The sequence below is a fragment of the Promicromonospora sp. NPDC110617 genome, assembly GCF_055598465.1.
In genome coordinates, this window is sequence record NZ_JBVKBM010000004.1 from 225,308 (window position 1) to 247,390 (window position 22,083).

At 72.8% G+C, this 22,083-nt stretch carries 19 protein-coding genes and 1 tRNA gene; 12 read left to right on the forward strand and 8 right to left on the reverse strand.

What is annotated here, in order from left to right; all coding sequences use genetic code 11:
- Entirely contained in the window at positions 1-1,338 is a 1,338-nt protein-coding gene (locus tag ACZ7LE_RS22835) for a D-arabinono-1,4-lactone oxidase (RefSeq protein WP_470405516.1), read from the reverse strand.
- A gap of 56 nt (positions 1,339-1,394) precedes the next feature.
- Between ACZ7LE_RS22835 and ACZ7LE_RS22840 the strand changes: the two genes are divergently transcribed.
- The 4 genes from ACZ7LE_RS22840 to rlmB are packed head-to-tail and all read left to right on the forward strand — an operon-like array spanning position 1,395 to position 6,395.
- Positions 1,395-2,624, forward strand: coding sequence for a type III PLP-dependent enzyme domain-containing protein (locus tag ACZ7LE_RS22840; RefSeq protein ID WP_470405517.1), 1,230 nt, complete (start codon positions 1,395-1,397; stop codon positions 2,622-2,624).
- 33 nt (positions 2,625-2,657) lie between these two features.
- The gene (locus ACZ7LE_RS22845) at positions 2,658-3,926 is read left to right on the forward strand and encodes a low temperature requirement protein A (protein ID WP_470405518.1); all 1,269 of its coding nucleotides are present in this window, start codon (positions 2,658-2,660) and stop codon (positions 3,924-3,926) included.
- A gap of 19 nt (positions 3,927-3,945) precedes the next feature.
- Positions 3,946-5,373 carry a cysteine--tRNA ligase gene (gene cysS / locus ACZ7LE_RS22850; protein WP_470405519.1) on the forward strand — a complete coding sequence of 476 codons (1,428 nt, stop codon included), beginning with the start codon at positions 3,946-3,948 and terminating at the stop codon, positions 5,371-5,373.
- Between the two features lie 32 nt (positions 5,374-5,405).
- A complete protein-coding gene (rlmB, locus tag ACZ7LE_RS22855; protein WP_470405520.1) occupies positions 5,406-6,395 on the forward strand; it encodes a 23S rRNA (guanosine(2251)-2'-O)-methyltransferase RlmB in 990 nt (329 codons plus the stop codon).
- Here rlmB and ACZ7LE_RS22860 read toward each other — a convergent pair.
- The 3 genes from ACZ7LE_RS22860 to otsB all read right to left on the reverse strand — a co-directional run bounded on the left by ACZ7LE_RS22860 (position 6,392) and on the right by otsB (position 11,436).
- Positions 6,392-7,636 carry a DUF4032 domain-containing protein gene (locus ACZ7LE_RS22860; protein ID WP_470405521.1) on the reverse strand — a complete coding sequence of 415 codons (1,245 nt, stop codon included), beginning with the start codon at positions 7,634-7,636 and terminating at the stop codon, positions 6,392-6,394. The two genes, rlmB and ACZ7LE_RS22860, sit on opposite strands and share 4 nt — an antisense overlap.
- A gap of 199 nt (positions 7,637-7,835) precedes the next feature.
- Positions 7,836-8,954, reverse strand: a complete 1,119-nt coding sequence (locus ACZ7LE_RS22865; RefSeq protein ID WP_470405522.1) for an ABC transporter ATP-binding protein — start codon at positions 8,952-8,954, stop codon at positions 7,836-7,838.
- Positions 8,955-9,105: 151 nt separating this feature from the next.
- On the reverse strand, positions 9,106-11,436 hold the full coding sequence (gene otsB / locus ACZ7LE_RS22870) for a trehalose-phosphatase (protein WP_470405523.1): 2,331 nt from the start codon (positions 11,434-11,436) through the stop codon (positions 9,106-9,108).
- 175 nt (positions 11,437-11,611) lie between these two features.
- Here otsB and ACZ7LE_RS22875 point away from each other — a divergent pair, with 175 nt between their 5' ends.
- From ACZ7LE_RS22875 to ACZ7LE_RS22885, 3 genes are all read left to right on the forward strand, one after another.
- The gene (locus ACZ7LE_RS22875; RefSeq protein WP_470405524.1) at positions 11,612-13,426 is read left to right on the forward strand and encodes a protein kinase domain-containing protein; all 1,815 of its coding nucleotides are present in this window, start codon (positions 11,612-11,614) and stop codon (positions 13,424-13,426) included.
- 121 nt (positions 13,427-13,547) lie between these two features.
- Positions 13,548-14,393 carry a DsbA family protein gene (locus ACZ7LE_RS22880; RefSeq protein WP_470405525.1) on the forward strand — a complete coding sequence of 282 codons (846 nt, stop codon included), beginning with the start codon at positions 13,548-13,550 and terminating at the stop codon, positions 14,391-14,393.
- 135 nt (positions 14,394-14,528) lie between these two features.
- Positions 14,529-14,604 (forward strand) — tRNA-Thr (locus tag ACZ7LE_RS22885).
- A 41-nt stretch (positions 14,605-14,645) separates the two neighbouring features.
- On the opposite strand, the gene ACZ7LE_RS22890 is transcribed toward ACZ7LE_RS22885, so the two are convergent.
- Entirely contained in the window at positions 14,646-15,875 is a 1,230-nt protein-coding gene (locus ACZ7LE_RS22890) for a CynX/NimT family MFS transporter (protein WP_470405526.1), read from the reverse strand.
- A 48-nt stretch (positions 15,876-15,923) separates the two neighbouring features.
- Here ACZ7LE_RS22890 and ACZ7LE_RS22895 point away from each other — a divergent pair, with 48 nt between their 5' ends.
- On the forward strand, positions 15,924-16,622 hold the full coding sequence (locus ACZ7LE_RS22895; RefSeq protein ID WP_470405527.1) for a FadR/GntR family transcriptional regulator: 699 nt from the start codon (positions 15,924-15,926) through the stop codon (positions 16,620-16,622).
- 24 nt (positions 16,623-16,646) lie between these two features.
- On the opposite strand, the gene ACZ7LE_RS22900 is transcribed toward ACZ7LE_RS22895, so the two are convergent.
- From ACZ7LE_RS22900 to ACZ7LE_RS22910, 3 genes are all read right to left on the reverse strand, one after another.
- The gene (locus ACZ7LE_RS22900; protein WP_470405528.1) at positions 16,647-17,195 is read right to left on the reverse strand and encodes a TetR/AcrR family transcriptional regulator; all 549 of its coding nucleotides are present in this window, start codon (positions 17,193-17,195) and stop codon (positions 16,647-16,649) included.
- A 34-nt stretch (positions 17,196-17,229) separates the two neighbouring features.
- Entirely contained in the window at positions 17,230-18,765 is a 1,536-nt protein-coding gene (locus ACZ7LE_RS22905; protein WP_470405529.1) for an MFS transporter, read from the reverse strand.
- A 134-nt stretch (positions 18,766-18,899) separates the two neighbouring features.
- A complete protein-coding gene (locus ACZ7LE_RS22910; protein WP_470405530.1) occupies positions 18,900-19,754 on the reverse strand; it encodes an SGNH/GDSL hydrolase family protein in 855 nt (284 codons plus the stop codon).
- 154 nt (positions 19,755-19,908) lie between these two features.
- On the opposite strand from ACZ7LE_RS22910, the gene ACZ7LE_RS22915 reads away from it, so the two are divergent.
- The 4 genes from ACZ7LE_RS22915 (at position 19,909) to ACZ7LE_RS22930 (ending at position 22,081) form a co-directional block, all read left to right on the forward strand.
- Positions 19,909-20,571: a uracil-DNA glycosylase gene (locus ACZ7LE_RS22915; protein WP_470405727.1), complete on the forward strand. Its 663-nt coding sequence runs from the start codon at positions 19,909-19,911 to the stop codon at positions 20,569-20,571.
- A gap of 112 nt (positions 20,572-20,683) precedes the next feature.
- Positions 20,684-20,980, forward strand: coding sequence for a DUF3263 domain-containing protein (locus ACZ7LE_RS22920; protein WP_470405728.1), 297 nt, complete (start codon positions 20,684-20,686; stop codon positions 20,978-20,980).
- Between the two features lie 42 nt (positions 20,981-21,022).
- Positions 21,023-21,673 (forward strand): LytR C-terminal domain-containing protein, encoded by a 651-nt coding sequence (locus tag ACZ7LE_RS22925; protein WP_470405531.1) that lies wholly within the window; start codon positions 21,023-21,025, stop codon positions 21,671-21,673.
- 204 nt (positions 21,674-21,877) lie between these two features.
- Complete coding sequence (locus tag ACZ7LE_RS22930) at positions 21,878-22,081, forward strand: cold-shock protein (RefSeq protein ID WP_036964095.1); 204 nt, start codon at positions 21,878-21,880, stop codon at positions 22,079-22,081.
- Positions 22,082-22,083 lie beyond the last annotated feature (2 nt).

Genomic DNA, 22,083 nt, shown 5'->3' on the forward strand with positions numbered 1-22,083 from the left:
CTAGATGGCGAAGACCCGCTGCGTGTACGGGTTGGCGAACACGCCCTCGGGGTCGGCCGCCTCGCGCGCCCGGCGGAAGTCGCCGAACCGCCGGTACTGGCCCGCCAGGTAGTCGGCGTCGCGCGTGTGCATCTTGCCCCAGTGCGGGCGCCCGCCCGCGGCGGTGAAGATCTGCTCGGCGGCGTCGAAGTACCGCGCGTAGGGCAGCCGCCAGTACTGGTGCACGGCGACGTACGCGGTGTCGCGGCCGTACGCGGTCGAGAGCCACACGTCGTCGGCGGGGGCGAAGCGCACCTCGACCGGGAACGGGACGTTCTCGCCGGTGGACCGCTGCCAGGCGTCGAGCTGGTTCAGCACGTCGACCACCGCGGCCCGCGGCACCGCGTACTCCATCTCGCGGAACCGCACGCGACGGTGGGTGCAGAACACCTGGTGCGACGGCGCCGTGTACCGGCGGGCGCTCAGGGCGCGGGCCGAGATCGCGTTCAGCGTGGGGGTCGCCGCGGGGATCAGGGTCGCGATCTGGTTGACGGTCCCGAAGAGCGCGTTCGACAGCACCTCCTCGTCGAGGAAGGAGCGGGCCGCCCCGGCCGCCTTGCGCAGGCCGTGCGCGAGACCCGAGCCCGCGTTCACCCCGGCGTCGACCCGGGTGTTGCGCAGGGTCAGGGCGCGGCGCGTGGCAGGGAACCAGTAGAACTCGAAGTGGTCGCTTCCGGCCACGAGATCGTCGAGCTCCTCGAGGACACGGTCCAGGGGCCAGGGTTCCTCGACGGCGAGCAGGTCGAAGGCGGGGACCGCCTCGATGGTCACGGTGCTCAGCACGCCCGTGGCGCCGAGACCGAGGCGGGAGGCCTCGAACAGGTCGTGCCGCTCGGTGGGCGCGGCGCGCACGACGTCGCCGTCCGGCCCCACGACCGTCAGCGCGCGCACGCGGGTGGCGAGGCCGCCGAACCGCGCGCCCGTGCCGTGCGTGCCGGTCGAGATGGCGCCGGCCACCGACTGCCGGTCGATGTCGCCGAGGTTCTGCATGGCCAGCCCGCGCTCGGCCAGGATCCGGTTGAGCTGGTGCAGCCGCATGCCCGCGCCCACCGTGACCAGGGCATGCCCCGTGTCGGGGTCGCGCTCGACGCGGTGCAGGGCGTCGAGGTGGTCGAGGTTGAGCAGCACGCCGTCCGTGGCCGCCGCCGGCATGAACGAGTGCCCGGCGCCGACCGCACGCACGGTGTGCCCGTCCTTCACGGCGCGGCGCACGGCGTCGGACAGCTCGTCCTCCGAGGCCGGCTGCTCCAGTCGCGCGGGCGTGGCGGTCACGTTGCGTGCCCAGTTCGTCCAGATCACCGGAGCACTATCCCACGGGCCCGCGCCGCTGGACAGAACCGGAGTAGCGTTCGGGCATGAGCTCCGCAGCAGATACCGCCGCGCGGCTTTCCGCCGCCACGTCCGGCCTGCCGGCCCCCGTCGCCGTCGTCGACCTGGACGTGTTCGACACCAACGCGCTCGACCTCCTCAAGCGGGCCGACGGCGTGCCCGTCCGCGTCGCGTCGAAGTCCGTGCGGGTGCGTTCGCTGGTCGAGCGGGCGCTCGGGCACGGGTTCGCCGGTGTCATGGCCTACTCCCTGCGCGAGGCGCTGTGGCTGGTCGGTACCGGTGTGCGCGACGTGCTGGTGGGCTACCCGACGGTGGACCGCGAGGCCCTGGCCACACTCGCCGCGGATCCCGCGGCCCGCGCCGAGATCACCCTGATGGTCGACGACGTGGCGCACCTCGGCCTGATCGCCGAGGCCGAGGAGCGCGTGGGCGCGGGTGGTCCGGCCGCTGCCACGGCGGGCGCGGCGGCCGGCCGACCCGTCCAGGTCTGCCTGGACGTCGACTGCTCGCTGCGGGTCGGTGCGGGGCCGCTGACGGCGCACCTCGGCGTGCGCCGCTCGCCGCTGCGCGAGCCCGGCGACGTCGCCGCGCTCGCCACCGTGGCCCAGGCCAAGGGGCTGGTCGTACGCGGCCTGATGTTCTACGAGGCCCAGGTGGCCGGCCTGCCGGACACCAGCCCCGCCGTCCGCCTCGTCAAGCGCCTCACCATGCGCGAGGTCAACGACCGCCGGGTGCGCATCCTCGCGGCGGTGCGCGACGCCGTCGGCCAGGACGTGGAGCTCGTCAACGCGGGCGGGACCGGCTCGATCGAGGTGAGCGGCAGCGCCCCCGGTGTCACCGAGGTGACGTCGGGCTCCGGGCTGTTCGCGCCCGGCCTGTTCGACGGCTACCGCTCCTTCGAGGCGCGTCCGGCGGCGTTCTTCGGGCTCGACGTGGTGCGCGAGCCCGCCCCCGGCTGGGTCACGGCCTTCGCGGGCGGGTACGCGGCGTCGGGCCAGGCGGGCAAGGCGCGGCTGCCGCGCCTGTTCACGCCCGGATACACGCTGAGCGGGACCGAGGGCGCGGGCGAGGTCCAGACGCCGCTGCGTGCCACGCGTGCCGACGGCGCCCCCCTGCGCACGGGCGACCGCGTCTGGCTCCGGCACGCGAAGGCCGGCGAGATGATGGAGCGGTTCGACCAGGTGCACCTTGTGCGGGGCGCCGAGATCACCGAGACGGTGCCGACGTACCGGGGTGAGAGCAAGAACTTCGGGTAGGCCGCCGGGTGGACCATCGGGTAGAACAAGCCCATGTCCACACTGCACCACCGCACCCGGCCGATGACGGGGCGCGACCCGCACGAGCCGGCCCGCACGGCGACGCCGCTGGAGCTGCTGTTCGACCTCACGTTCGTGGTCGCGTTCGGGGTGGCCGGCGAGCAGGGCGCGCATCTGCTCGCCGAGGGGCACGTCGCGTCGGGCATCATCGGGTTCGCGTTCTCGATGTTCGCCATCTGCTGGGCGTGGATCAACTTCACCTGGTTCGCCTCCGCGTTCGACACCGACGACTGGTTCTACCGCGTCACCACGATGGTGCAGATGATCGGCGTCGTGATCCTGGCGCTCGGCCTGCCCGAGATGTTCAGCTCCCTCGACGCGGGCGACCGCGTGCACAACGAGGTCATGGTCGCCGGCTACATCGTGATGCGGCTGGCCATGCTCGTGCAGTGGCTGCGCGCGGCGCGGCAGGCGCCCGAGTACCGCGCCACCTGCATGGCGTACGTGCGCACGCTGGTCATCACGCAGATCGGCTGGGCCGTGCTGGCCGTCGCGCCCGTGACCGTCCCGGTGTTCCTCGTGGGCGGCGTGCTGCTGGGGACCGCCGAGATGGCGGGGCCGCTGATCGCGGAGCGGTTCCGCACGGCCGGGCCCGGGCAGAAGAGCACGCCGTGGCACGCCCACCACATGGCCGAGCGCTACGGGCTGCTGGCCATCATCACGCTGGGCGAGGGCGTGATCGGCACCGTCGCGTCGCTGTCCGCCGTCGTCCAGGGCTCGGGCTGGACGCTCGACGCAGCCCTGGTCGCGCTCGCGGGCACCGGCCTCACCTTCGGGCTCTGGTGGACGTACTACCTCACGCCGGACGCCGAGCTGCTGCACCGGCACCGGGAGCGGTCGTTCGCCTGGGGCTACGGGAACATCCTGGTCTTCGCGGCGCTCGCCGGCGTCGGGGCCGGGCTGCACGTGGCCGGCTACTACCTGGAGGGGCACTCGCACCTCGGCCCCGTCGCGACGGTGCTGGCGGTCGCCGTGCCGGTGCTCGTGTTCGTGGTGGCCGACTACACGCAGTTCTGGGTCCTGTCCCGGTCGTTCAGCCGGCTGCACCTGTTCCTCGTGCTCGGCACGGTGGTGGTGCTCGGCGTGGCCGTCGTCGTCGCGGCGGCGGGCCTCGGCATGGCCTGGTCCCTGCTCCTCGTCATGCTCGCCCCGGCCGTGTCGGTCGTCGGGTACGAGGTGCGGGGGCACCAGCACGTGGCGCGTGTGCTCGGACAGGCGCTCGAGCAGGAAAAGGGTGCCTGAGCGCCGGTACCCTTGACAGGTGACTATTCGCCTGTTTGACACCGCTGCGCGCGAGGTGCGCGACTTCGACCCCATCACCCCGGGCGAGGTCGGCATCTACCTGTGTGGCGCCACCGTGCAGGCACCCCCGCACGTAGGCCATCTGCGCCCCGTCATCGCGTTCGACGTGCTGCGGCGCTGGCTGACCCGGCGGGGCCTGAAGGTCACCCTGATCCGCAACGTCACCGACATCGACGACAAGGTGCTGGCCAAGGCGGCTGCCGCCGGCCGGGAGTGGTGGGCGCACGCCGCGCTGTACGAGCGGGTGTTCACCCAGGCGTACGACGCGCTCGGCGTCATCCCGCCCACCTACGAGCCGCGGGCCACCGGCAGCGTGCCCGAGATGGTCGCGCTCATGGAGCGCCTGGTCGAGAAGGGCAACGCCTACTCCACCGGCGAGGGCAACGTCTGGTTCGACGTCCACTCCTGGCCCGCCTACGGCGAGCTGACCCGGCAGCGGGTCGAGGACCTCAGCCCCGAGGAGGGCACGGAGGTCGCGCCGGGGTCCGCCGCCGCGGCCAAGAAGAACCCGCACGACTTCGCGCTGTGGAAGGCCGCGAAGCCGGGCGAGCCGGAGTCGGCGTCGTGGGACACCCCGTTCGGCCGCGGCCGGCCCGGCTGGCACCTGGAGTGCTCCGCGATGGCCCGCCGCTACCTGGGCGAGACGTTCGACATCCACGGCGGCGGCCTCGACCTGCGGTTCCCGCACCACGAGAACGAGCAGGCGCAGTCGCGAGCCGCGGGCTACGGGTTCGCGCAGCGCTGGATGCACGTCGCGTGGGTCACCCAGGCCGGCGTCAAGATGTCGAAGTCCCTCGGCAACGGGCTGCTGGTCAGCGAGCTGCTGGCCCAGGCGCCCGCGCCCGTGGTGCGCTACGCGCTGGTGGCCGTGCAGTACCGGTCCATGCTCGAGTGGGCGCCCGACACGCTGGACGAGGCGCGCACCACGTGGGAGCGCCTGTCCGGCTTCGTCACGCGCGCCTCGGAGCGGGTGGGCGACGTCCCGGCCGAGGAGGTCGCCAAGGCGGAGGTCCCCGAGGCGTTCGCCGCCGCGATGGACGACGACCTGAACGTGCCGCAGGCGCTCGCCGTCGTGCACGAGCACCTGCGGGCCGGCAACACCGCCCTCGCCTCCGGGAGCGACGCCGCCGTCCGCGACGAGCTGGTGGCGCTCCGTGCGATGCTGGACGTGCTGGGCCTGGACCCGGCCGACCCGCAGTGGTCGACGTCGGGCGACGACCGGTACGCGACGGCCCTGGACGGCCTCGTGGCCGCGGAGCTCAAGGCGCGCGCGGAGGCGCGCGCCGCGAAGGACTGGGCCACCTCCGACGCGATCCGGGACCGCCTCGCGGCCGCGGGCATCGAGGTCCAGGACAACGCCGACGGGGCCCGCTGGTCCCTCTCCTGATCTGACACCCCGGCTAGAGACGAGAAACAAAGATGGCAGGCAATTCCAAGCGCGCCGGAGCGGTGCGCAAGGCCGGCTCCAAGAAGGGCGCGCAGGTCGGCACCGGCGGGCACAGCCGCAAGGCGCTGCGCGGCAAGGGCCCGACGCCCAAGGCGGAGGACCGCACGTACCACCCCGCGCACCAGCGCAAGGTCGCGGCCGAGAAGCGGGCCACCGCGGCCGGACGCCGTCCGGGCAGCCCGGGGGGGCGCGGCGCGGGCCGCAAGGGCGCCGGGGCGGCCGAGGTCGTCGCCGGCCGCAACGCCGTGCTGGAGGCGCTGCGCGCGGAGATGCCCACCGAAGGGATCTACCTGGCCTCGCGCCTGGAGTCGGACGACCGCACCCAGGAGATCCTGGAGATCGCGCACGCGCGCAGCCTGCCGATGTTCGAGGCGTCGCGCCTCGACCTGGACAAGATCACCGACGGCGCCGTGCACCAGGGCGTCGCGATGAAGGTGCCGGCCTACGACTACCGGGACGCCGACGACCTGCTCGACGCCGCGGCCGAGGCGGGGGAGCCCCCGCTGATCGTGGCGCTGGACGGCGTCACCGACCCCCGTAACCTCGGGGCCGTGCTGCGGTCCGCCGGGGCGTTCGGCGCGCACGGCGTGCTGGTGCCGGAGCGGCGCGCGGCGGGCGTGACGGCGTCGGCGTGGAAGGTGTCCGCGGGCGCCGCGGCGCGCGTGCCCGTGGCGCGCGCGACCAACCTGGCGCGCGAGCTCGCCGAGCTGAAGAAGACCGGCTGCTTCGTGGTGGGGCTCGACGCGGGCGGCGACATGCCCGTGGGCGAGCTCGCGTACGCGAACGACCCGCTGGTGCTGGTGGTCGGCTCCGAGGGCAAGGGGCTGTCCCGCCTCGTGCGCGACGCGTGCGACGCGGTGGTCTCGATCCCGATCGCGGCCACGACGGAGTCGCTGAACGCCGCGGTGGCGGCGGGCATCACGCTGTACGAGGTGGCCAGGCAGCGCGCGGAGGCGAGCTAGGCCTGCTGCTCGGCCTCGCCCGGTGCGAGGCCGAGCAGGGCGTCCTCGTCGGGGCGGTGCCGCAGCACGTTCTCGACGTAGGACTTGGCGGCCTCGGGCAGCGGGATGTCCCGCTGCGCCTGCTGCGAGATGAACCAGCGGTGGTCGAGGATCTCGTGGAACAGCTGCGCGGGCTCCAGCTTGCGCCGCATCTCCTTGGGCACGGCGTCGATCGTGGGGCGGAAGACCTGACGGACCCAGGCGTGCGCCACGATCTGCTCCTGGTCGTTCTGCCGGTCGGTCGCGGCGCGGAAGCTGTCCAGGTCGTTGAGCATGCGGCGTGCCTGGTTCTCCTGGACGTCCAGGCCCGTCAGGCGCAGCAGCCGGCGGGAGTGGTGGCCGGCGTCTACCACCTTGGGCTGGATGCGCACCTTCGTGCCGTCGATGTCGGTGGTGATCTCCAGCTCGCCGACGTCGAAGCCGAGGTCGTTGAGCCGCTCGATGCGCGCGGCGACGCGCCAGCGCTCCTCCTGGTCGAACGCCTCCGAGATGGTGAGGGCGGCCCACAGCTCCTGGTAGCGCTCCACCAGGGCATCGCCGATGGACACCTCGTCGACGTCCTCGTCGAGCAGCTCGCCGGCGGCGAGGTCCATCAGCTCGCCGATGATGTTGGTGCGCGCCAGGTCGACGTCGTAGTTGCGCTGGCCGTCGGTGAGCTGGCGGTGCATGTCGCCGGTCTCGGCGTCGACCAGGTAGGCGGCGAAGGTCTCCGCGTCCCGCCGGAAGAGCGTGTTGGACAGCGAGACGTCGCCCCAGTAGAAGCCGACGAGGTGCAGGCGCACCAGGAGCACCGCGAGGGCGTCGATGAGCCGCGTGGCGGTGTCGGGGCGCAGGTCCTGGCTGAACAGGGCGCGGTAGGGCAGGGAGAACGGCAGGTGCTCCGTGATCAGCACGGCCTCGAGCCGCTCGCCGTCGGGCGCGCTGCGGCCCGTGATGACGCCGACCGGCACGACCGAGGGCACCTCGATGCGATGCAGCTGGCGCAGCAGCGCGTACTCGCGGTAGGCGACGGTCTCGCCGATCTCCTTGATCGCCAGCACGCGGCCGCCGTGGTTGACGAAGCGGACCACGTGCCGCGAGATGCCCTGGGGCAGCGCGGCGAGCACCTCGTCCGGCCACTCGGCCAGCGGGATGTGCCAGGGGAGGTCCAGCAGAGTGGGGTCGGGTGCGACCGCGGTGATCTGCAGGTTCTGCTGGGGCATGGGCACCATTCTGCGCTGAGCCGGCTGGTGGGCCGGGCAGGGCGGGGAATCCACCGGGGCGGAGTCATGAAAGGCCTGCGGGGTGTGTTGCTCGGAGTAGACATTGTCTACCCCGAGCAACACACCCCGAGGATGTCACCGTTCCCTCGGCGAGCCGAGGGGTCGGGCCCGGCGACCGGGCCCGAGGTCACGCTCTGGCTCAGCCGAGGCGCTCACCCGTGGTCGCGGAGAACACGTGCGAGTGGCCGGCCTGGATGGCGACGGAGATGACGTCGCCCTTGTCCGGCACGCCGCGCGGGTCGATGCGGACGATGACCTGGTTGGTGTCGCCGGCGGAGAGGTCGACGTCGGCGGCGTCGCCCTTGAGGGAGCCGTAGACGAAGGCGTCGGAGCCGAGCTCCTCGACCAGGTTGACCTCGACCTCGAACGAGCCGGAGGTGCCGGACGGGACGACGTCGAGGGCCTCGGGGCGGAAGCCCAGGGTGACCTTGCCGCCGTCGGCCTCGGCCAGGTTGCTCGCGATGGAGCGGTCCAGCGGCACGCTGGCCGAGCCGACCTTGACGTTGCCTTCCTTGACGTCGAACGTGCCGATGTTCATGGCGGGCGAGCCGATGAAGCCGGCGACGAAGACGTTGCTGGGGCGGTCGTACATCTCGCGCGGGGTGCCGACCTGCTGCAGGATGCCGCCGTTGAGGACCGCGATGCGGTCGCCCATGGTCAGGGCCTCGGTCTGGTCGTGGGTGACGTAGACGGTGGTGACGCCCAGGCGGCGCTGCAGCGACGCGATCTGGGTGCGGGTCTGGACGCGGAGCTTGGCGTCGAGGTTCGACAGCGGCTCGTCCATGAGGAACACCTGGGGCTGGCGCACGATGGCGCGGCCCATGGCGACGCGCTGACGCTGGCCACCCGAGAGGGCCTTCGGCTTGCGGTCGAGGTACTCGGTGAGGTCGAGGATCTTCGCGGCCTCCTCGACCCGCTGGCGGATCTCCGCCTTCGGGGTGCCGGCGATCTTCAGGGCGAAGCCCATGTTGTCCGCCACCGACATGTGCGGGTAGAGCGCGTAGTTCTGGAAGACCATCGCGATGTCGCGGTCCTTGGGCTGCACGTCGGTGACGTCGCGGTCACCGATGAAGATGTGCCCGCCGTTGACGTCCTCGAGACCCGCGAGCATGCGCAGCGAGGTGGACTTGCCGCAGCCGGACGGGCCGACGAGGACGAGGAACTCGCCGTCCTCGATCTCCAGGTTCAGCTGGTCGACGGCCGGGCGCTCCGTGCCCGGGTAGACGCGCGTCGCGTGGTCAAAGGTGACCGTAGCCATGAGAAAACATCCCTCCACCGGCAGGTACGTGCCGGACGATCCGTTGTGGTCGGGTGCCGTTGCTTCCACTCGCGTGTCGGCGGTGACACTGTTGCAGCGCGATCGTACCCCGGTTGGTCAAGGCCGCGGTATCGACCGGGTCACGTACGGGTCAGTCCTCCTCGCGCAGCGTCCGGGCGAGGCCGGCCAGGACGGCGGCGAGCGCGTCCGGGTCGGGCACGCGGTGGGAGGCGAGCGTGTCGCCGGTGCCCACCTTGATCGACAGGTCGCCGGCCTCGAGCGCGCCGAAGGCCTGCTCGTCGGTGGTGTCGTCGCCCGCGTACAGGACGCGCACCTTCTCGACACCGAGCTCGGCCGCCACGGTGCCGCGCAGCCGGCGCAGCGCCTCGCCCTTGCTGGTGGTCACCACCGACACCTCGACCACGTCCTTGCCGTGCATCACGGGCAGACCCAGGTTGGCCGCGACCTCGTCGGCGGCCACCGTGATGGCGGCGGCGTCGTCCACGCTCGCCAGGCGCGTGTGCACGACGGCGGCAGCGGGCTTGACCTGCACCCACGCCCCCTCGCGGCCGGACACCGCGGACTCGAAGCCCGCGACGAGCGCGTCGAGCTGGCCGGACTGGACGGTGGTCAGGTGGAAGGGCACCTGGTCGACGCCGGTGGCGGTGGCCCGGCCCGCCTCCGCGCCGTGGCTGCCCACGAGGAACGTGCCGTCGGGGGCGACGGTGCGCTCGGCGAGGTCGGACAGGTCGCGGCCGGAGACGAACGCGAGGCGCACCGGTGCCTCTTGCGCGAGCGCGTGCAGCTGCTCGACCGCGGTCCGCGCCGCGCGCGTCATGGTCGACGACTTGGGGTCGTCCACGAGCGGCGCCAGCGTCCCGTCGAAGTCGGACGCGAGCAGCCAGCCCGTCGTCGGCTTCTTGCGGCGGCCGTTCCCGTTGCCCATGCGCGCGAGCCGGCCCTTGGCGGGGATGCCGTCGGGCACGGTGGTGAACGCCGTCAGCGCGTCCCGGAGGTTCTGGTGCCGGGGTTCCGTGGAGCGCGGGTCCACGCTGAGCGGCCGCGGCGGCACCGCGGTGAGCACACCGAGGAAGGTCTCCGACCACTTGGCCACGTCGTCGGCCAGGACCTTGCGGCGCAGGCGTCGCATACGGCGGCGCTGCTCCCTCGGGTCCATGGTCGCGGCGGCCACGATGATGTCCTTCATGCCGTCGATGTCGTGCGGGTTGACCAGCAGGGGGCCGGGGGAGAGCTCGTCGGCCGCGCCCGTGAACTCGCTCAGCACCAGGGCGCCGCGCTCGTCGGAGCGGGCGGCGATGTACTCCTTGGCCACCAGGTTCATGCCGTCGCGCAGCGAGGTCACCAGCAGCACGTCGGCCGCGAGGTAGAGGGCCGCCATCTCCTCCGGCGGGTAGGAGTGGTGCAGGTAGTGGATCGCCGAGTGGCCCAGCTCGCCGTACTCGCCGTTGATCCGGCCCACCAGGACCTCGACGTGCTCGCGGAGCTCCTGGTAGGCGCCCACGTTCTCGCGGCTGGGGCTGGCGACCTGCACGAGCGTGGCGTGCTCCACGTCGAGGCGGCCGTCGTCGAGCAGCTCGCCGTACGCCTTGATGCGGTGCCGGATGCCCTTGGTGTAGTCGAGGCGGTCGACGCCGAGCATCAGCGTGTCCGGGTTGCCCAGGTCCGCCTTGATCTCCTTGGCGCGGGCCTGGACCTCGGGGGTGCGCGCGAGCGTGTCGAACCGGTGGGAGTCGATCGAGATGGGGAACGACGACGCGCGCACGTGCCGGCCGGGGCGCCCGTCGGCGTCCGGGATGGTGATGACCGGACCGCGCGTGGTGAACCCGGTCAGCCGCCGTGCCGAGCGCACGAAGTTCGCGGCGTCGCCGTTGCGCTGGAAGCCCACGAGGTCCGCGCCGAGGAGGCCGTCGATGATCTGCCGTCGCCACGGGAGCTGCGCGAACAGCTCGACCGGCGGGAACGGGATGTGGTCGAAGAACCCGATCCGCAGGTCCGGCCGCAGGTCGCGCAGCATGCGGGGGACGAGCTGGAGCTGGTAGTCGTGCACCCAGACGACGGCGCCCTCCGCGGCCTGCTCGGCGGCGGCGTCGGCGAAGCGCTGGTTGACCCGGCGATAGGCGTCCCACCACTGGCGGTGGTAGTCCGGGGGCGCGATGACGTCGTGGTAGAGCGGCCACAGGGTCGCGTTCGAGAAGCCCTCGTAGTAGCGCTCGATCTCGGTGGCGCTGAGCGTGACCGGCACCAGCAGCATGCCGTCCGCCTCGAAGGGCTCGTGCGCGAGGTCGGGGGCGCCGGACCAACCGACCCAGGCGCCGTCAGCGCCCTGCATGACCGGTTCGAGTGCTGTGACCAGGCCGCCCGGTGACCTCTGCCAGGTGAGGTCACCGTTGGCGCCGACCGAGAAGTCGACCGGGAGCCGGTTCGCGACGACGACCAGATCGTACCCGTCTTTACCCGGCAATGTACTGCTCCTTATGTGTGGATGATTCTCGCTCTGCTGCGTCAAGAGTAACGAGGTCTCTTCCCTGCTCAGGGTAACGATGTCCGGCTTCACTCGAACGTCGGCCCGTCGCGGTGCTGGTCAGGGGCTGGATGTTGGCGGGCGTCCGCTGTCGGTGACGGCTACGGTGTGCCTCATGGAGGAGGTGGAGGCCTCGATCGCGCCCCCGCACGGCGCCGGCCCCGCTGCCGGTACGAAGCTCGGCGGGTACACGGTCGTGCGCGAGATCGGGTCGGGCGCGATGGGCGCCGTCTACCGCGCGCAGGACGACGGCGGGAACGCCGTGGCGCTGAAGATGCTCCACCGCCACCTCGACGACCGGGCGGCCCGCGAGCGGCTGCGCCGCGAGGCCACCGCGCTGCAGGGCCTGCGGCACCCCGCCGTGGCCCGGGTGCTGGACGCCGAGCTCGAGGGGCCCGACGCCTTCATCGTCACCGAGCTCGTCGAGGGCCCCACGCTCGAGGAGGAGATCGACGCGCGCGGGCCCCTGGACTCCCGGGACCTCTTCGAGCTCGCCGACCAGCTCGCGGACGCCCTCGAGGCCGTCCACGGCACCGGTGTGGTGCACCGGGACCTGACGCCGTCCAACGTGCTCATCGCGCGCACCGGGCCGGTCCTGATCGACTTCGGGCTCGCGCAGGGCCCGGGCGACGTGCGGGCGACCCGGACCGGGTTCGTCATGGGTACCCCCGGGTACCTCGCGCCCGAGCTGCTCGACGGCGCGGAGCCCGGCCCCGACACCGACTGGTGGTCCTGGGCCGCCGTCCTCGCGTTCGCCGGCACCGGCCGCGCGCCGTTCGGCGTGCGGCCCACCGAGCTCGTCCTGCGCCGCTCACGGCAGGGCCAGGCGGACCTCGACGGGCTGCAGCCGCGCGCCGGCCGGGCGCTCGCGGCGGCGCTGCGGGCCGTGCCCGCCGAACGCTGGGGGCCGAACGAGGTCGCGCGGGCGCTCAAGGCCGAGTCGGACGCCTTCGTCGCCGCCACGACGGGGGAGGGCGGCCCGGAGACGACGGTGCTCGACCCCTCCGGCGACGGGACCACCGTGGCCGCGGTCGACGCCGGCTCGACGCGAGTCATGCCGAAGGGCCTGCTGCCCCGGCGGCGGCCCGTCTCCGCGGCGGCCGGCGGCGCCGGGGTCGGGGCGGCGGCCGGAGCCGCCGCGGCCGCGCGCAACCCCGACCCCGTGGGCGGCGTCAGCGACCTGGCGCAGAACGCGGGCCGGGCCAAGGGCCGGTCGGTCACGGGCCGGGCGCTGGGCTCGCCGGGGCCGGGTGCGCCGTCGGGCGGGACCGCCCTCCTGCCGGAGCCGGTGAACCCCGCGCGCGTCACCGGCTATCGCACGCTGTTCCTGACGCTCACCCTCGCCCTCATGACGCTCGCCGCGACCCGGCCGGGCGCGGCCGTCGCCGTGCTCGTGGCCCTGCTCGTCGTGACCCGCCTGGCCGGCATCGCCGTCGACGAGTTCCGCAGCCGCCGCGCACGGCGCGGGCCGAGCCGCAGCGACGCGCTGGTGGCGACCCTCGTGTCCCCCTGGCATCTCGTGCGGGCCGTGTTCGGCGTCCTGCCCGCCGTGGCCGTCGGGATCTGCGCCGGGGTGATCGTGGTGCTGCTGGGACTGATGGTCTTCGCGCCCGGCAACGTGATCATCGCCCCCATCCCGACCGTCGAGGCCCGGTCCGTGGGCGGGGTGAACCAGCCGATCGTCGACAGCCTGGTGCTGGCCGTCGGGATGCTGGTCACCGTCGTCGTGACGTGGTGGGGGCCGGCGTCGTACGGGACCCGGGTCGGGGCCGGGCCCCTGCTGCGCCGGATCGCCCCGACCAAGGGTTCGAAGACGCTGGTCACCCTGGTCGTGCTGGCGCTCGCGCTGCTCGCCGCGCTGCCGCTGTTCGGCAGCCCGGTGGACGTGATCTGGTGGCCGCTGGGCGACCGGCCCGCCGTGACCTGGTGACCGCCGGGCCGGGTGTCCGGATCGTACAGAAACGTTCAGCAGTCTCCCAGCGAACCCTAGTAGGCTCACTGCAGGCGCGTGTCGCGCCTCGCCCCATTGGCCCGCATCTCGAAGGACCCCGATGTCGACGAATCAGACCAAGGCACAGCGCCGCGACGCGGCCCGTGCCGAGGCCCTTGCTCTCCAGAAGAAGCAGCAGGCCCGCGAGAAGCGCAGCCGCCTGATCGTGCTCGGACTCCTCGGACTCGGAGTCGTCGTCCTGGTCGTGGCGGTCGTCCTGATCTTCATGGAGTCGCAGAAGTCGACCATGGAGAAGGTCGAGGACATCCCGGCCGGCGTGGTGCAGGAGACCGGCATCCCCGTGGGGGCCGACGGCGCCGCGGGCACCTCGAACGAGGGGGCCAAGACGCTCGACGTGTACGTCGACTACATGTGCCCCATCTGCGGCCAGTTCGAGCAGACCAACAGCGCGAGCATCACCGAGATGCGCGAGGCCGGTGACGTCACGTTCGTGGTGCACCCGGTCTCGATCCTGGACCGCACCTCCCAGGGCACCGAGTACTCGACGCGTGCGGCGTCGGCCGCGGCCTGGGTCGCCGACCGCGCCCCCGAGCAGTTCGCCGCGTTCCACGACGCGATGTTCGCGAGCCAGCCGCAGGAGAACACCGCGGGTCTGTCCGACGAGCAGATCGCGCAGGTCGCCGAGCAGGCGGGCGTGCCGGCCGACGTCGCCGCGGGCATCACCGACGGCGACGCGACGGACACCTACCGGGAGTGGGTCGAGGCTTCGACGGAGATCGCGACCAACGACGAGGCCCTGGCCAACGCCCAGGGCGGTTTCGGTACGCCGACCGTCGTGATCGACGGCGAGCGGTTCGAGGACTGGCAGACCCCCGGCGCGCTGACCCAGGCGATCACGGGCGAGGCCGCCGGCTCCGAGGAGCCCTCCGCGGAGCCGTCCGAGTAGTACCCGGCACGTCGACGGCGGGGTCCCGGACTGCGGTCCGGGGCCCCGCCGCTCTGTGCGCCCGCGGTGTCCCTGCGACGCGCGCGGATTCGACTCGGACTCCGGCGCGAGGAACCGTTAGGCTGTTCCCCGCCCGCCGCCTTAGCTCAGCTGGTAGAGCTCCCGCCTTGTAAGCGGAAGGTCGTCGGTTCGAACCCGACAGGCGGCTCCAGAGGCCCGGGATCCCAAGGATCCCGGGCCCCTTTGCGCGGTTCAGACGAACCGGTGGCGGCCGGCGAGCGCGCCGAAGACCATCTGGGCCAGCAGCACCGCCAGGAGCATCGCCAGCGGGATGGCCCAGCCGCCCGTGACGTCGTGCAGCAGCCCGAACAGGAACGGCCCGAGCGCGGCGAAGAGGTACCCGAAGCCCTGCGCCATCCCGGACAGCCGGGCGGTGTCGGCGCCGGTCCGCGCGCGCAGCGCGATGACGGTCAGGGCGAGGGAGAACACGCTCATCCCGAGGCCGGCCAGCAGGCTCCACAGCAGGGGCGACCAGGCTGGGGCCAGCATCAGCCCGGCCGTCCCGGCGACGCCGAGGACGCTGAGCGTGATGATCCACCCGCTCTGCCCGCGCCCGCGCGCGGCCAGCGGGGCGACGAACAGGCTGATCGGCACCGCGACCACCGACACGAGGCCCATCAGCAGCCCGGCCTCGGTGCGTGGCACGCCGGCGTCCATCAGGACCTGCGGGAACCAGCCCATGGCGGCGTAGGCGTAGAAGGCCTGGGGGCCGAAGAAGCCGGTGACGATCCAGGCCAGGCGGTTGCGCAGCTGCGAGCGGCCGCCATCGGCGGCCCCGGCGTGCCGCGGCGTCCGGCCGGTGCCCCGGGCCGCGAGGAGCCACACCAGCAGCGCGACGACGGCCAGTACCGTCCAGGCGCCCAGCGCCGGGCGCCAGCCGCCGAACGCGTCGCCGAGCTGCGGCGTCACCGCCGACCCGAGGGCGCCGCCGCCCTGCAGGGCCGCGGTGTAGACGCCGGTCATGACGCCGATGCGCGCCGGGAAGGAGTCCTTGATGACGACCGGGATCAGCACATTGACCAGGGCGATCCCGGCGGTGGCGACCAGCGTGCCGCCGAGTACCACGGCCGGGCCGTCGAGCACGCGCAGCACGAGCCCGGCGGCGAGCGTGGTCAGGGCGATCGCGATGGCGGCGCCGATCCCGGCCCGGCGGGCCAGCAGGGGCGCGACGAGGCCCGCGCCGGCGAAGCACAGCGTCGGCAGCGTCGTGAGCACGCCCGCCCAGACCGCGGAGACACCCAGGTCGAGGCGCATCTCCTCGAGCATCGGGCCGACGCCGGTGATGGCCGGACGCAGGTTGAGGGCGACGAGCACCACGGCGATCGCGAGCAGCACGCCGGCGGCGACCACACCCGGCGTCCGGGTCTCCACGGCGCCGTTCAGCTCGGGTTCCAGGCCGGGTTCATGGTGGTCGACACGCATGACCGCTACTCTGGCATACGTAGGATGATTGGATGAAAGGAATCCGCTGTGCCGTTGGCCACCACCCGCCGGGCCGGTCTCGTCGACCAGGTCATCGAGCAGCTGCGTACCGCGGTCCGGCAGGGCGAGTGGTCCGTGGGCGAGCGCATCCCGACCGAACCGGAGCTCGGCGAGCAGCTCGGCGTCGGCCGTAACACCGTCCGGGAGGCGGTGCGGGCGCTCGCGCACACCGGCCTGCTGGAGGTCCGCCAGGGTGACGGCACATACGTGCGCGCCACGAGCGAGGTCTCCGGCGCGATCCGCCGGCTGGCCGGTTCCGAGCTCCGGGAGGTGCTCCAGGTCCGCCGCACCCTCGAGGTCGAGGGCGCCCGGCTCGCCGCCACGGAGCGTACGGAGGACGACGTCGCCGAGCTGCGCGCCCTGCTCGCCCGGCGCGCGGGCGAACGCGCCGAGGGCCGCTGGGAGGACTTCGCGCGGACGGACGCCGAGTTCCACCGGGCGGTCGTCCGGGCCGGGCACAACGGGCTGCTCACGGAGCTCTACCTCGGGCTGACGGAGGTCGTCACGGCAAGCGTCGCCGCGACGTCCACCATCACCCCCGGCGCGGAGCACCTGCCCGAGATCGGACACGAGGACCTGGCCGACGCCATCGCGCAGCGGGATCCGGAGCGGGCCGTCGCCGAGGCCTGCGGCTTCCTGGACGAGCTCCTGGCTCGCGTCGAGGGCGCCCGGGACGGGACACAATGAGTTCGGTCGGACCGCCAGACGGGCTCAGGCCCCCGGAGCCCCCGCCACGGCGCGCACCAGGTGTTCCGCGACGGCGCGCCGCTGGGCGTCGGGCATCGACCGGTAGGCGAGCGACTCGAACATCCACAGCCCGTCGGCGGCGAGGCGGGCCACCAGCAGGGACATCGAGGCAGGGTCGGACCCGGCGTGGTCGGGCACGGGCGCCCACCGCTCCAGGACCACGCTCCACGGGCCTGCCCACTCCGGCCGGGTCGCGGCCTCCAGCATGAGCTGCAGCTCCGCCCGGGTCGCGGCCTGGGCGCTCACGCGGATGTAGGCGGCCAGCCGCTCGTCGGGGGTGAGCTGGTCGGCCGGGCGGCCGGCGTCGGCCTCCAGCGTGGCCTCCCACCGGGCGGCCAGGTGCTCGTGGATGGCGACGAGCAACCCCTCGCGGGAGGGGAAGTGGTACATGATCCCACCGCGCGTGAGCTCGGCCTCGGCCGCCACGGAGTCGAACGTCACGGCCGTGACGCCCTCACGCTGGACCAGGCGCACGGCGGACTCAAGGATGCGGTCGCGGTTGCTCGGTCGCACGGGGTCTCCTGCGGGGCGTCGCGGTCGGGGCGGTTCAGTGACCCGAACCGTAGGCGGAGGATGCCGATCCCGGCCCGTAGGCGCGGAGCAGCACAGTTGTGACGATAGCGCCGAGCGCCAGGACCGCGGCGCAGACCACCATGACCACGAAGTAGCTGTTCCCGAAGGCCTGCCCCGCGGCGGCGAGCACCTCGGGACCGGTGCCCGGGGCGGTCAGGGCGTCGGACATGGACCGGCCCGCCTCGACGGGGGCGTCGACGGGCAGGCGGACCGTCGTGGTGTAGATGGTGGTCAGCAGCGAGCCGAGCAGCGCCACGGCGGCCAGGCTGCCGAACTCGTAGGAGACCTCCTCCACGGAGGACGCCATGCCGGCGCGGCGGGCCGGCACGTTCCCGATGATCGCCGTGGAGGCCACCGACATCGCCGCCCCCAGCCCGAGGCCCGTCACGAGCAGACCCGCGAGCAGCAGCCACTCGGTCCCGTGCTGCACGCCGTACAGCGTCCCTGCCACGCCGACGGCGCCCACGGCCAGGCCGCCGCCGATCAGCACCCGCAGGCCCACCACGTGGAGGAACGCCCCGGCCAGGAGCGAGGACGGCAGCGAGCCGAGCGCGATCGCGGCCACCAGGAGCCCGGACTCCAGCGGGGTGAACCCGGCCACGAGCTGGAACCGCTGCGTCGTGGCGAGCTGCAGGCCACCCATGGCGAACATCGCGATCGCCGCCGCCAGCACCCCGGACGAGAAGGCGGCGTTGCGGAAGATCGCCAGGTCGAGCAGCGGGAACGGCAGCCGCCGCTGCCGGCGGACGAAGACCCACCAGCCCACGACGGTCACGGCGGCCGCGCCGAGGACGACGGTCCCGGACCGGTCGGCGCGGGCGACCTCCTTGATCAGGACCACGAGCCCGACCAGCGTGACGAGGGCCTGGACGGACGAGACGAAGTCCCACCGGGTCGCGGGGTGCGGGTCGTCCTCCGGCGCGACGGCGAGCCCGACGATGACGGCCAGCAGGACCACCGGCACGTTGATCAGGAAGATCGAGCCCCAGGCGAAGTGCTCCAGCAGCGCGCCGCCGACGATCGGCCCCAGGGCACCCCCGACGACGGACAGGCTGCCCCACACGCTGATGGCGATGTTGCGCTCGCGCTCGTTGACGAAGGCCACCCGGATCAGGGCGAGCGTGGCCGGCATCATCGCGGCGGCGCCGACCGCGAGCAGCCCGCGCGCGGCGATCAGCACCTCGGGCGTGGGCGCGGTCGCGGCCAGGAAGGAGGCGAACCCGAACACCACGAGGCCGGACACGAACATCCGCCGGTGCCCGAACCGGTCGCCCAGCGTGCCCGAGCCGAGCAGGAGCCCGGTCATCACCAGGGGATAGGCGTTGATGATCCACAGGCTCTCGCTCCAGCTCGCGTCGAGCTCGCGCGTGAGGGTCGGCAGCGCCGTGTACAGGATCGAGTTGTCCAGCGTGATCAGCAGCAGACCGGTGCCCACGGTGACCAGGAGGGTCCAGCGCCGTCCGGTGCTGAGCTGGGACGTGCCCGCACTGCGCGGAGGGCTCATCGTCATGGTTGTAAATGTACCATCTAGAAGGTTAAGTTACGCGGCCAGGACTGGGTTGCGGAGACGGCAGAGGCTCCCTGGTGCGAGCACCGGGGAGCCTCTGAGATTCACCCTCGCAAGTGTAGGGCCGAGTGGGTGAACTATGCGCGCGGCCAGGCTCCCGGCGTCGGCCACTTCGCGGTGCGTCCGTCGCCGCTGGAGGTGCCGGTCAGCCGCCGCTTGACCCACGGGCCCACGTGCTGGCGCATCCAGGCGGCGTTGGCGCGTGCCGTCTCGCGGAAGGCCGCGGGCGGGGCGGCGTCGAGCGGCACGTCGTAGGCGGTGTCGTCCGGCTCGAGGCCGAGCGCGACCAGCGCGGCGTTCGCCACCCGCTGGTGCCCCTCGGGGGTGAGGTGGATGCGGTCGGAGGACCAGACCCGCAGGTCGGCCAAGGAGCGCATGCCCCACAGGTCCACGACGTGCGCGCCGTGGCGGCGGGCGATGGACCAGACGTTCGCGTTGAAGATACCCACGCGGCCGTTGGTCCAGCTCAGGGCGGCCCCTGCCTTGAAGCCGGTGCCCATCAGCACGTCGGCGCCGGTCCCGCGGAGCGTGGCGACGGCATCCTCCAGCGCGGCCGAGATCGCGTCGACGTCGGCCGTGGCGCGCAGGATGTCGTTGCCGCCCGCGACCAGGGAGACGAGGTCCGGCTTGGCGTCGAGCGTCGCCCCGAGCTGTTCGGCGACGATCGGTCGGAGCTTGCGGCCCCGGATCGCGAGGTTCGCGTACTCCAGCGGTGCCTCGCCGGCCGCGATGCGCCGGGCGGAGAGCGCGGCGGCGAGATTGTCCGCCCAGCCGCGCTGCACGTCCGGGGCGTCAGGATAGGGATCCCACAGGCCCTCCGAGAAGGAGTCGCCCATGGCGATGTACCGCGTCCAGCGGACGGGGGCGGTCGCGGTGGGGGTCGTGGAGGGGCCTTCCGGTTCTGGGGTCGTCGTCGCGCTCACGATGCTCATTGTCGCGCTTACGCCGTGAAGAGTCGTCACAAGGGGGTGTGTCGGGCAGCACAGGGGGTCGGTGTCAGAGGGTGCCGGTAACCTCCTGAGCGTGGAGACCACCGTGAACCCGACACCCCCTGCCGACGCCGCCGCTGCCGCTGGCCGGCCCCCGTTGTCGCAGGTCATAGCGCCGGACTGGGCCGAGGCGCTGGCCGACGTCGAGCCCCGCATCCATGCCATGGGCGACTTCCTGCGCAACGAGGTCGCCGAGGGGCGCACCTACGTCCCGGCGGGCGAGAACGTGCTCGCCGCGTTCAAGCGTCCGCTCGCGGACGTGCGCGTGCTGATCGTGGGCCAGGACCCGTACCCGACGCCGGGGCACGCCATGGGCCTGTCCTTCTCGGTGCAGCCGGACGTGCGGCCGGTCCCGCGCTCGCTGGTCAACATCTACAAGGAGCTGCAGGAGGACCTCGGCCTGCCGCTCCCGTCGAACGGTGACCTCCGGCCGTGGGCCGACCAGGGCGTCATGCTGCTGAACAGGACGCTGACCTGCCGCCCCGGCTCCTCGGACTCGCACGCGGGCAAGGGCTGGGAGGAGGTCACCGAGGCCGCCATCCGGGCGCTGGTGGCCCGTGGCGGGCCCCTCGTGGCGATCCTGTGGGGCGCGAAGGCGCGCAACCTCAAGGCGTGGCTGGGCGACGTCCCGGTGGTCGAGAGCGCGCACCCGTCGCCGCTGTCGGCGCGCAGCGGCTTCTTCGGGTCCAAGCCGTTCTCGCGGGCCAACGCGCTCCTGGAGCAGCAGGGCGCCCAGCCGGTCGACTGGCGCCTGCCGTAGCGATCGCGGGCCGCCCTTGGCGCCGGCGGACGGCCGGCGTGCAGACAACGTGAAAAGGACTCAGGTGAACGACAGGACAGTTCCTCCGACCCTCGGGGGGACCGGCGAGACGCTGGTCGCCCATGTCGAGGCCCCCGTCGTCGCGGGCGCGGAGAAGGGGCTCTCCGACCGGGACCGCGAGATCCTCGCGTTCGAGCGCCAGTGGTGGAAGTACGCCGGCGCCAAGGAGGAGGCGGCGCGTGAGCTGTTCGGCCTGACGGCCACGCGTTACTACCAGGTTCTCAATACGCTCATCGACTCCCCGGCGGCCCTGGAGCACGACCCGATGCTGGTCAAGCGGCTGCGCAGGCTCCGGTCGACCCGGCAGAGAGCACGATCTACACGTCGTCTGGCGGATGAGAACCACTGAGAAGGCACCGATCCGTCACAACAACCCGCTACTCTCTCTGCCGTGACGAAGAGTGGCTACCCCTACCCGCCCGACGAGTTCGACGTCGCCGTCCCCGGGGGCGCACCAGTGGGTGTGCACCGTGCACCGCGCAGCGGTTGGAGCTCGGCCTGGCCGTTCCTGCTGGTCGCCGTAGTCTGCGCCGCCGTGGCGTGGGGCGGCATCACCCTGCTCTCCGGCGACGGCGAACCGGCGGAGGCGTCGGGCGACCCGTCGACCTCGGCCTCGGCGCCCGCCTCGCCGTCCGCCTCGGGTGAACCGTCCGGCGAGCCGTCGGGCGAACCCAGCGGTGAGCCGTCCGCGGAGACCGGCGGCGCTGCCGACCCCGCGGCGCTGAAGGCCGGCGCGGACCTGACCGCCAGCGTGGCCGTGTACAACGTCGGCCAGGAGCAGGGGCTCGCCGGCGAGACCGCCGAGTACCTGATGGGCCAGGACGTGGCCGGCGCGGCGCTGCGCGAGGAGCCGCAGACCCCGGACGGTGCGACCTACACGGAGAACACCGTTCTCTACGGCTCCACCCGTGCGGAGACGGCCGCCTACATCGCGGCGCTGCTCGGCATCCCGGAGGCCAACATGGTCGAGTCACAGGCCGTTTCGGACTCGCCCGAGGCCGTGTGGGTCGCCGTCGTGACCCGGCCCTCGACGATGGGCTGACCCTCGGCTAGGTTTACCAGCCCGTACCACCATGTTGATATTCCTTGACAAGTGGCCGTTTGCAGGCCCCTGACCTGGGCGTTCGCCATGCGCTTAATGCCGCATACCGGGCATTGAGGCTTCCCTGGTGTGAGACGGACCACTACGCTCGAACCACCACGGGTCGACCGAGTGGCCCGTGCAGAGGTACAAGGAGAACTACGCATGGCCCAGGGCACCGTCAAGTGGTTCAACGCCGAGAAGGGGTATGGCTTCATCACCCCGACTGCCGGCGGCCAGGACCTTTTTGTTCACTACAGTGCGATCCAGAGTGACGGCTACCGGTCCCTCGACGAGGGTCAGGAAGTCGAGTACGAGGTGGGGCAGGGACAGAAGGGTCCGCAGGCAGAGCAGGTTCGTCCACTCTGATT

Excerpts from the sequence above, each read along its gene's own strand:
- ACZ7LE_RS22840 (WP_470405517.1), top strand. The coding sequence starts at position 1,395 with ATGAGCTCCGCAGCAGATACCGCCGCGCGGCTTTCCGCCGCCACGTCC.
- ACZ7LE_RS22845 (WP_470405518.1), top strand. The coding sequence starts at position 2,658 with ATGTCCACACTGCACCACCGCACCCGGCCGATGACGGGGCGCGACCCG.
- rlmB (WP_470405520.1), top strand. The coding sequence starts at position 5,406 with ATGGCAGGCAATTCCAAGCGCGCCGGAGCGGTGCGCAAGGCCGGCTCC.
- ACZ7LE_RS22860 (WP_470405521.1), bottom strand. The coding sequence starts at position 7,636 with ATGCCCCAGCAGAACCTGCAGATCACCGCGGTCGCACCCGACCCCACT.
- ACZ7LE_RS22865 (WP_470405522.1), bottom strand. The coding sequence starts at position 8,954 with ATGGCTACGGTCACCTTTGACCACGCGACGCGCGTCTACCCGGGCACG.
- ACZ7LE_RS22875 (WP_470405524.1), top strand. The coding sequence starts at position 11,612 with ATGGAGGAGGTGGAGGCCTCGATCGCGCCCCCGCACGGCGCCGGCCCC.
- ACZ7LE_RS22880 (WP_470405525.1), top strand. The coding sequence starts at position 13,548 with ATGTCGACGAATCAGACCAAGGCACAGCGCCGCGACGCGGCCCGTGCC.
- ACZ7LE_RS22890 (WP_470405526.1), bottom strand. The coding sequence starts at position 15,875 with ATGCGTGTCGACCACCATGAACCCGGCCTGGAACCCGAGCTGAACGGC.
- ACZ7LE_RS22905 (WP_470405529.1), bottom strand. The coding sequence starts at position 18,765 with ATGACGATGAGCCCTCCGCGCAGTGCGGGCACGTCCCAGCTCAGCACC.
- ACZ7LE_RS22910 (WP_470405530.1), bottom strand. The coding sequence starts at position 19,754 with ATGAGCATCGTGAGCGCGACGACGACCCCAGAACCGGAAGGCCCCTCC.
- ACZ7LE_RS22930 (WP_036964095.1), top strand. The coding sequence starts at position 21,878 with ATGGCCCAGGGCACCGTCAAGTGGTTCAACGCCGAGAAGGGGTATGGC.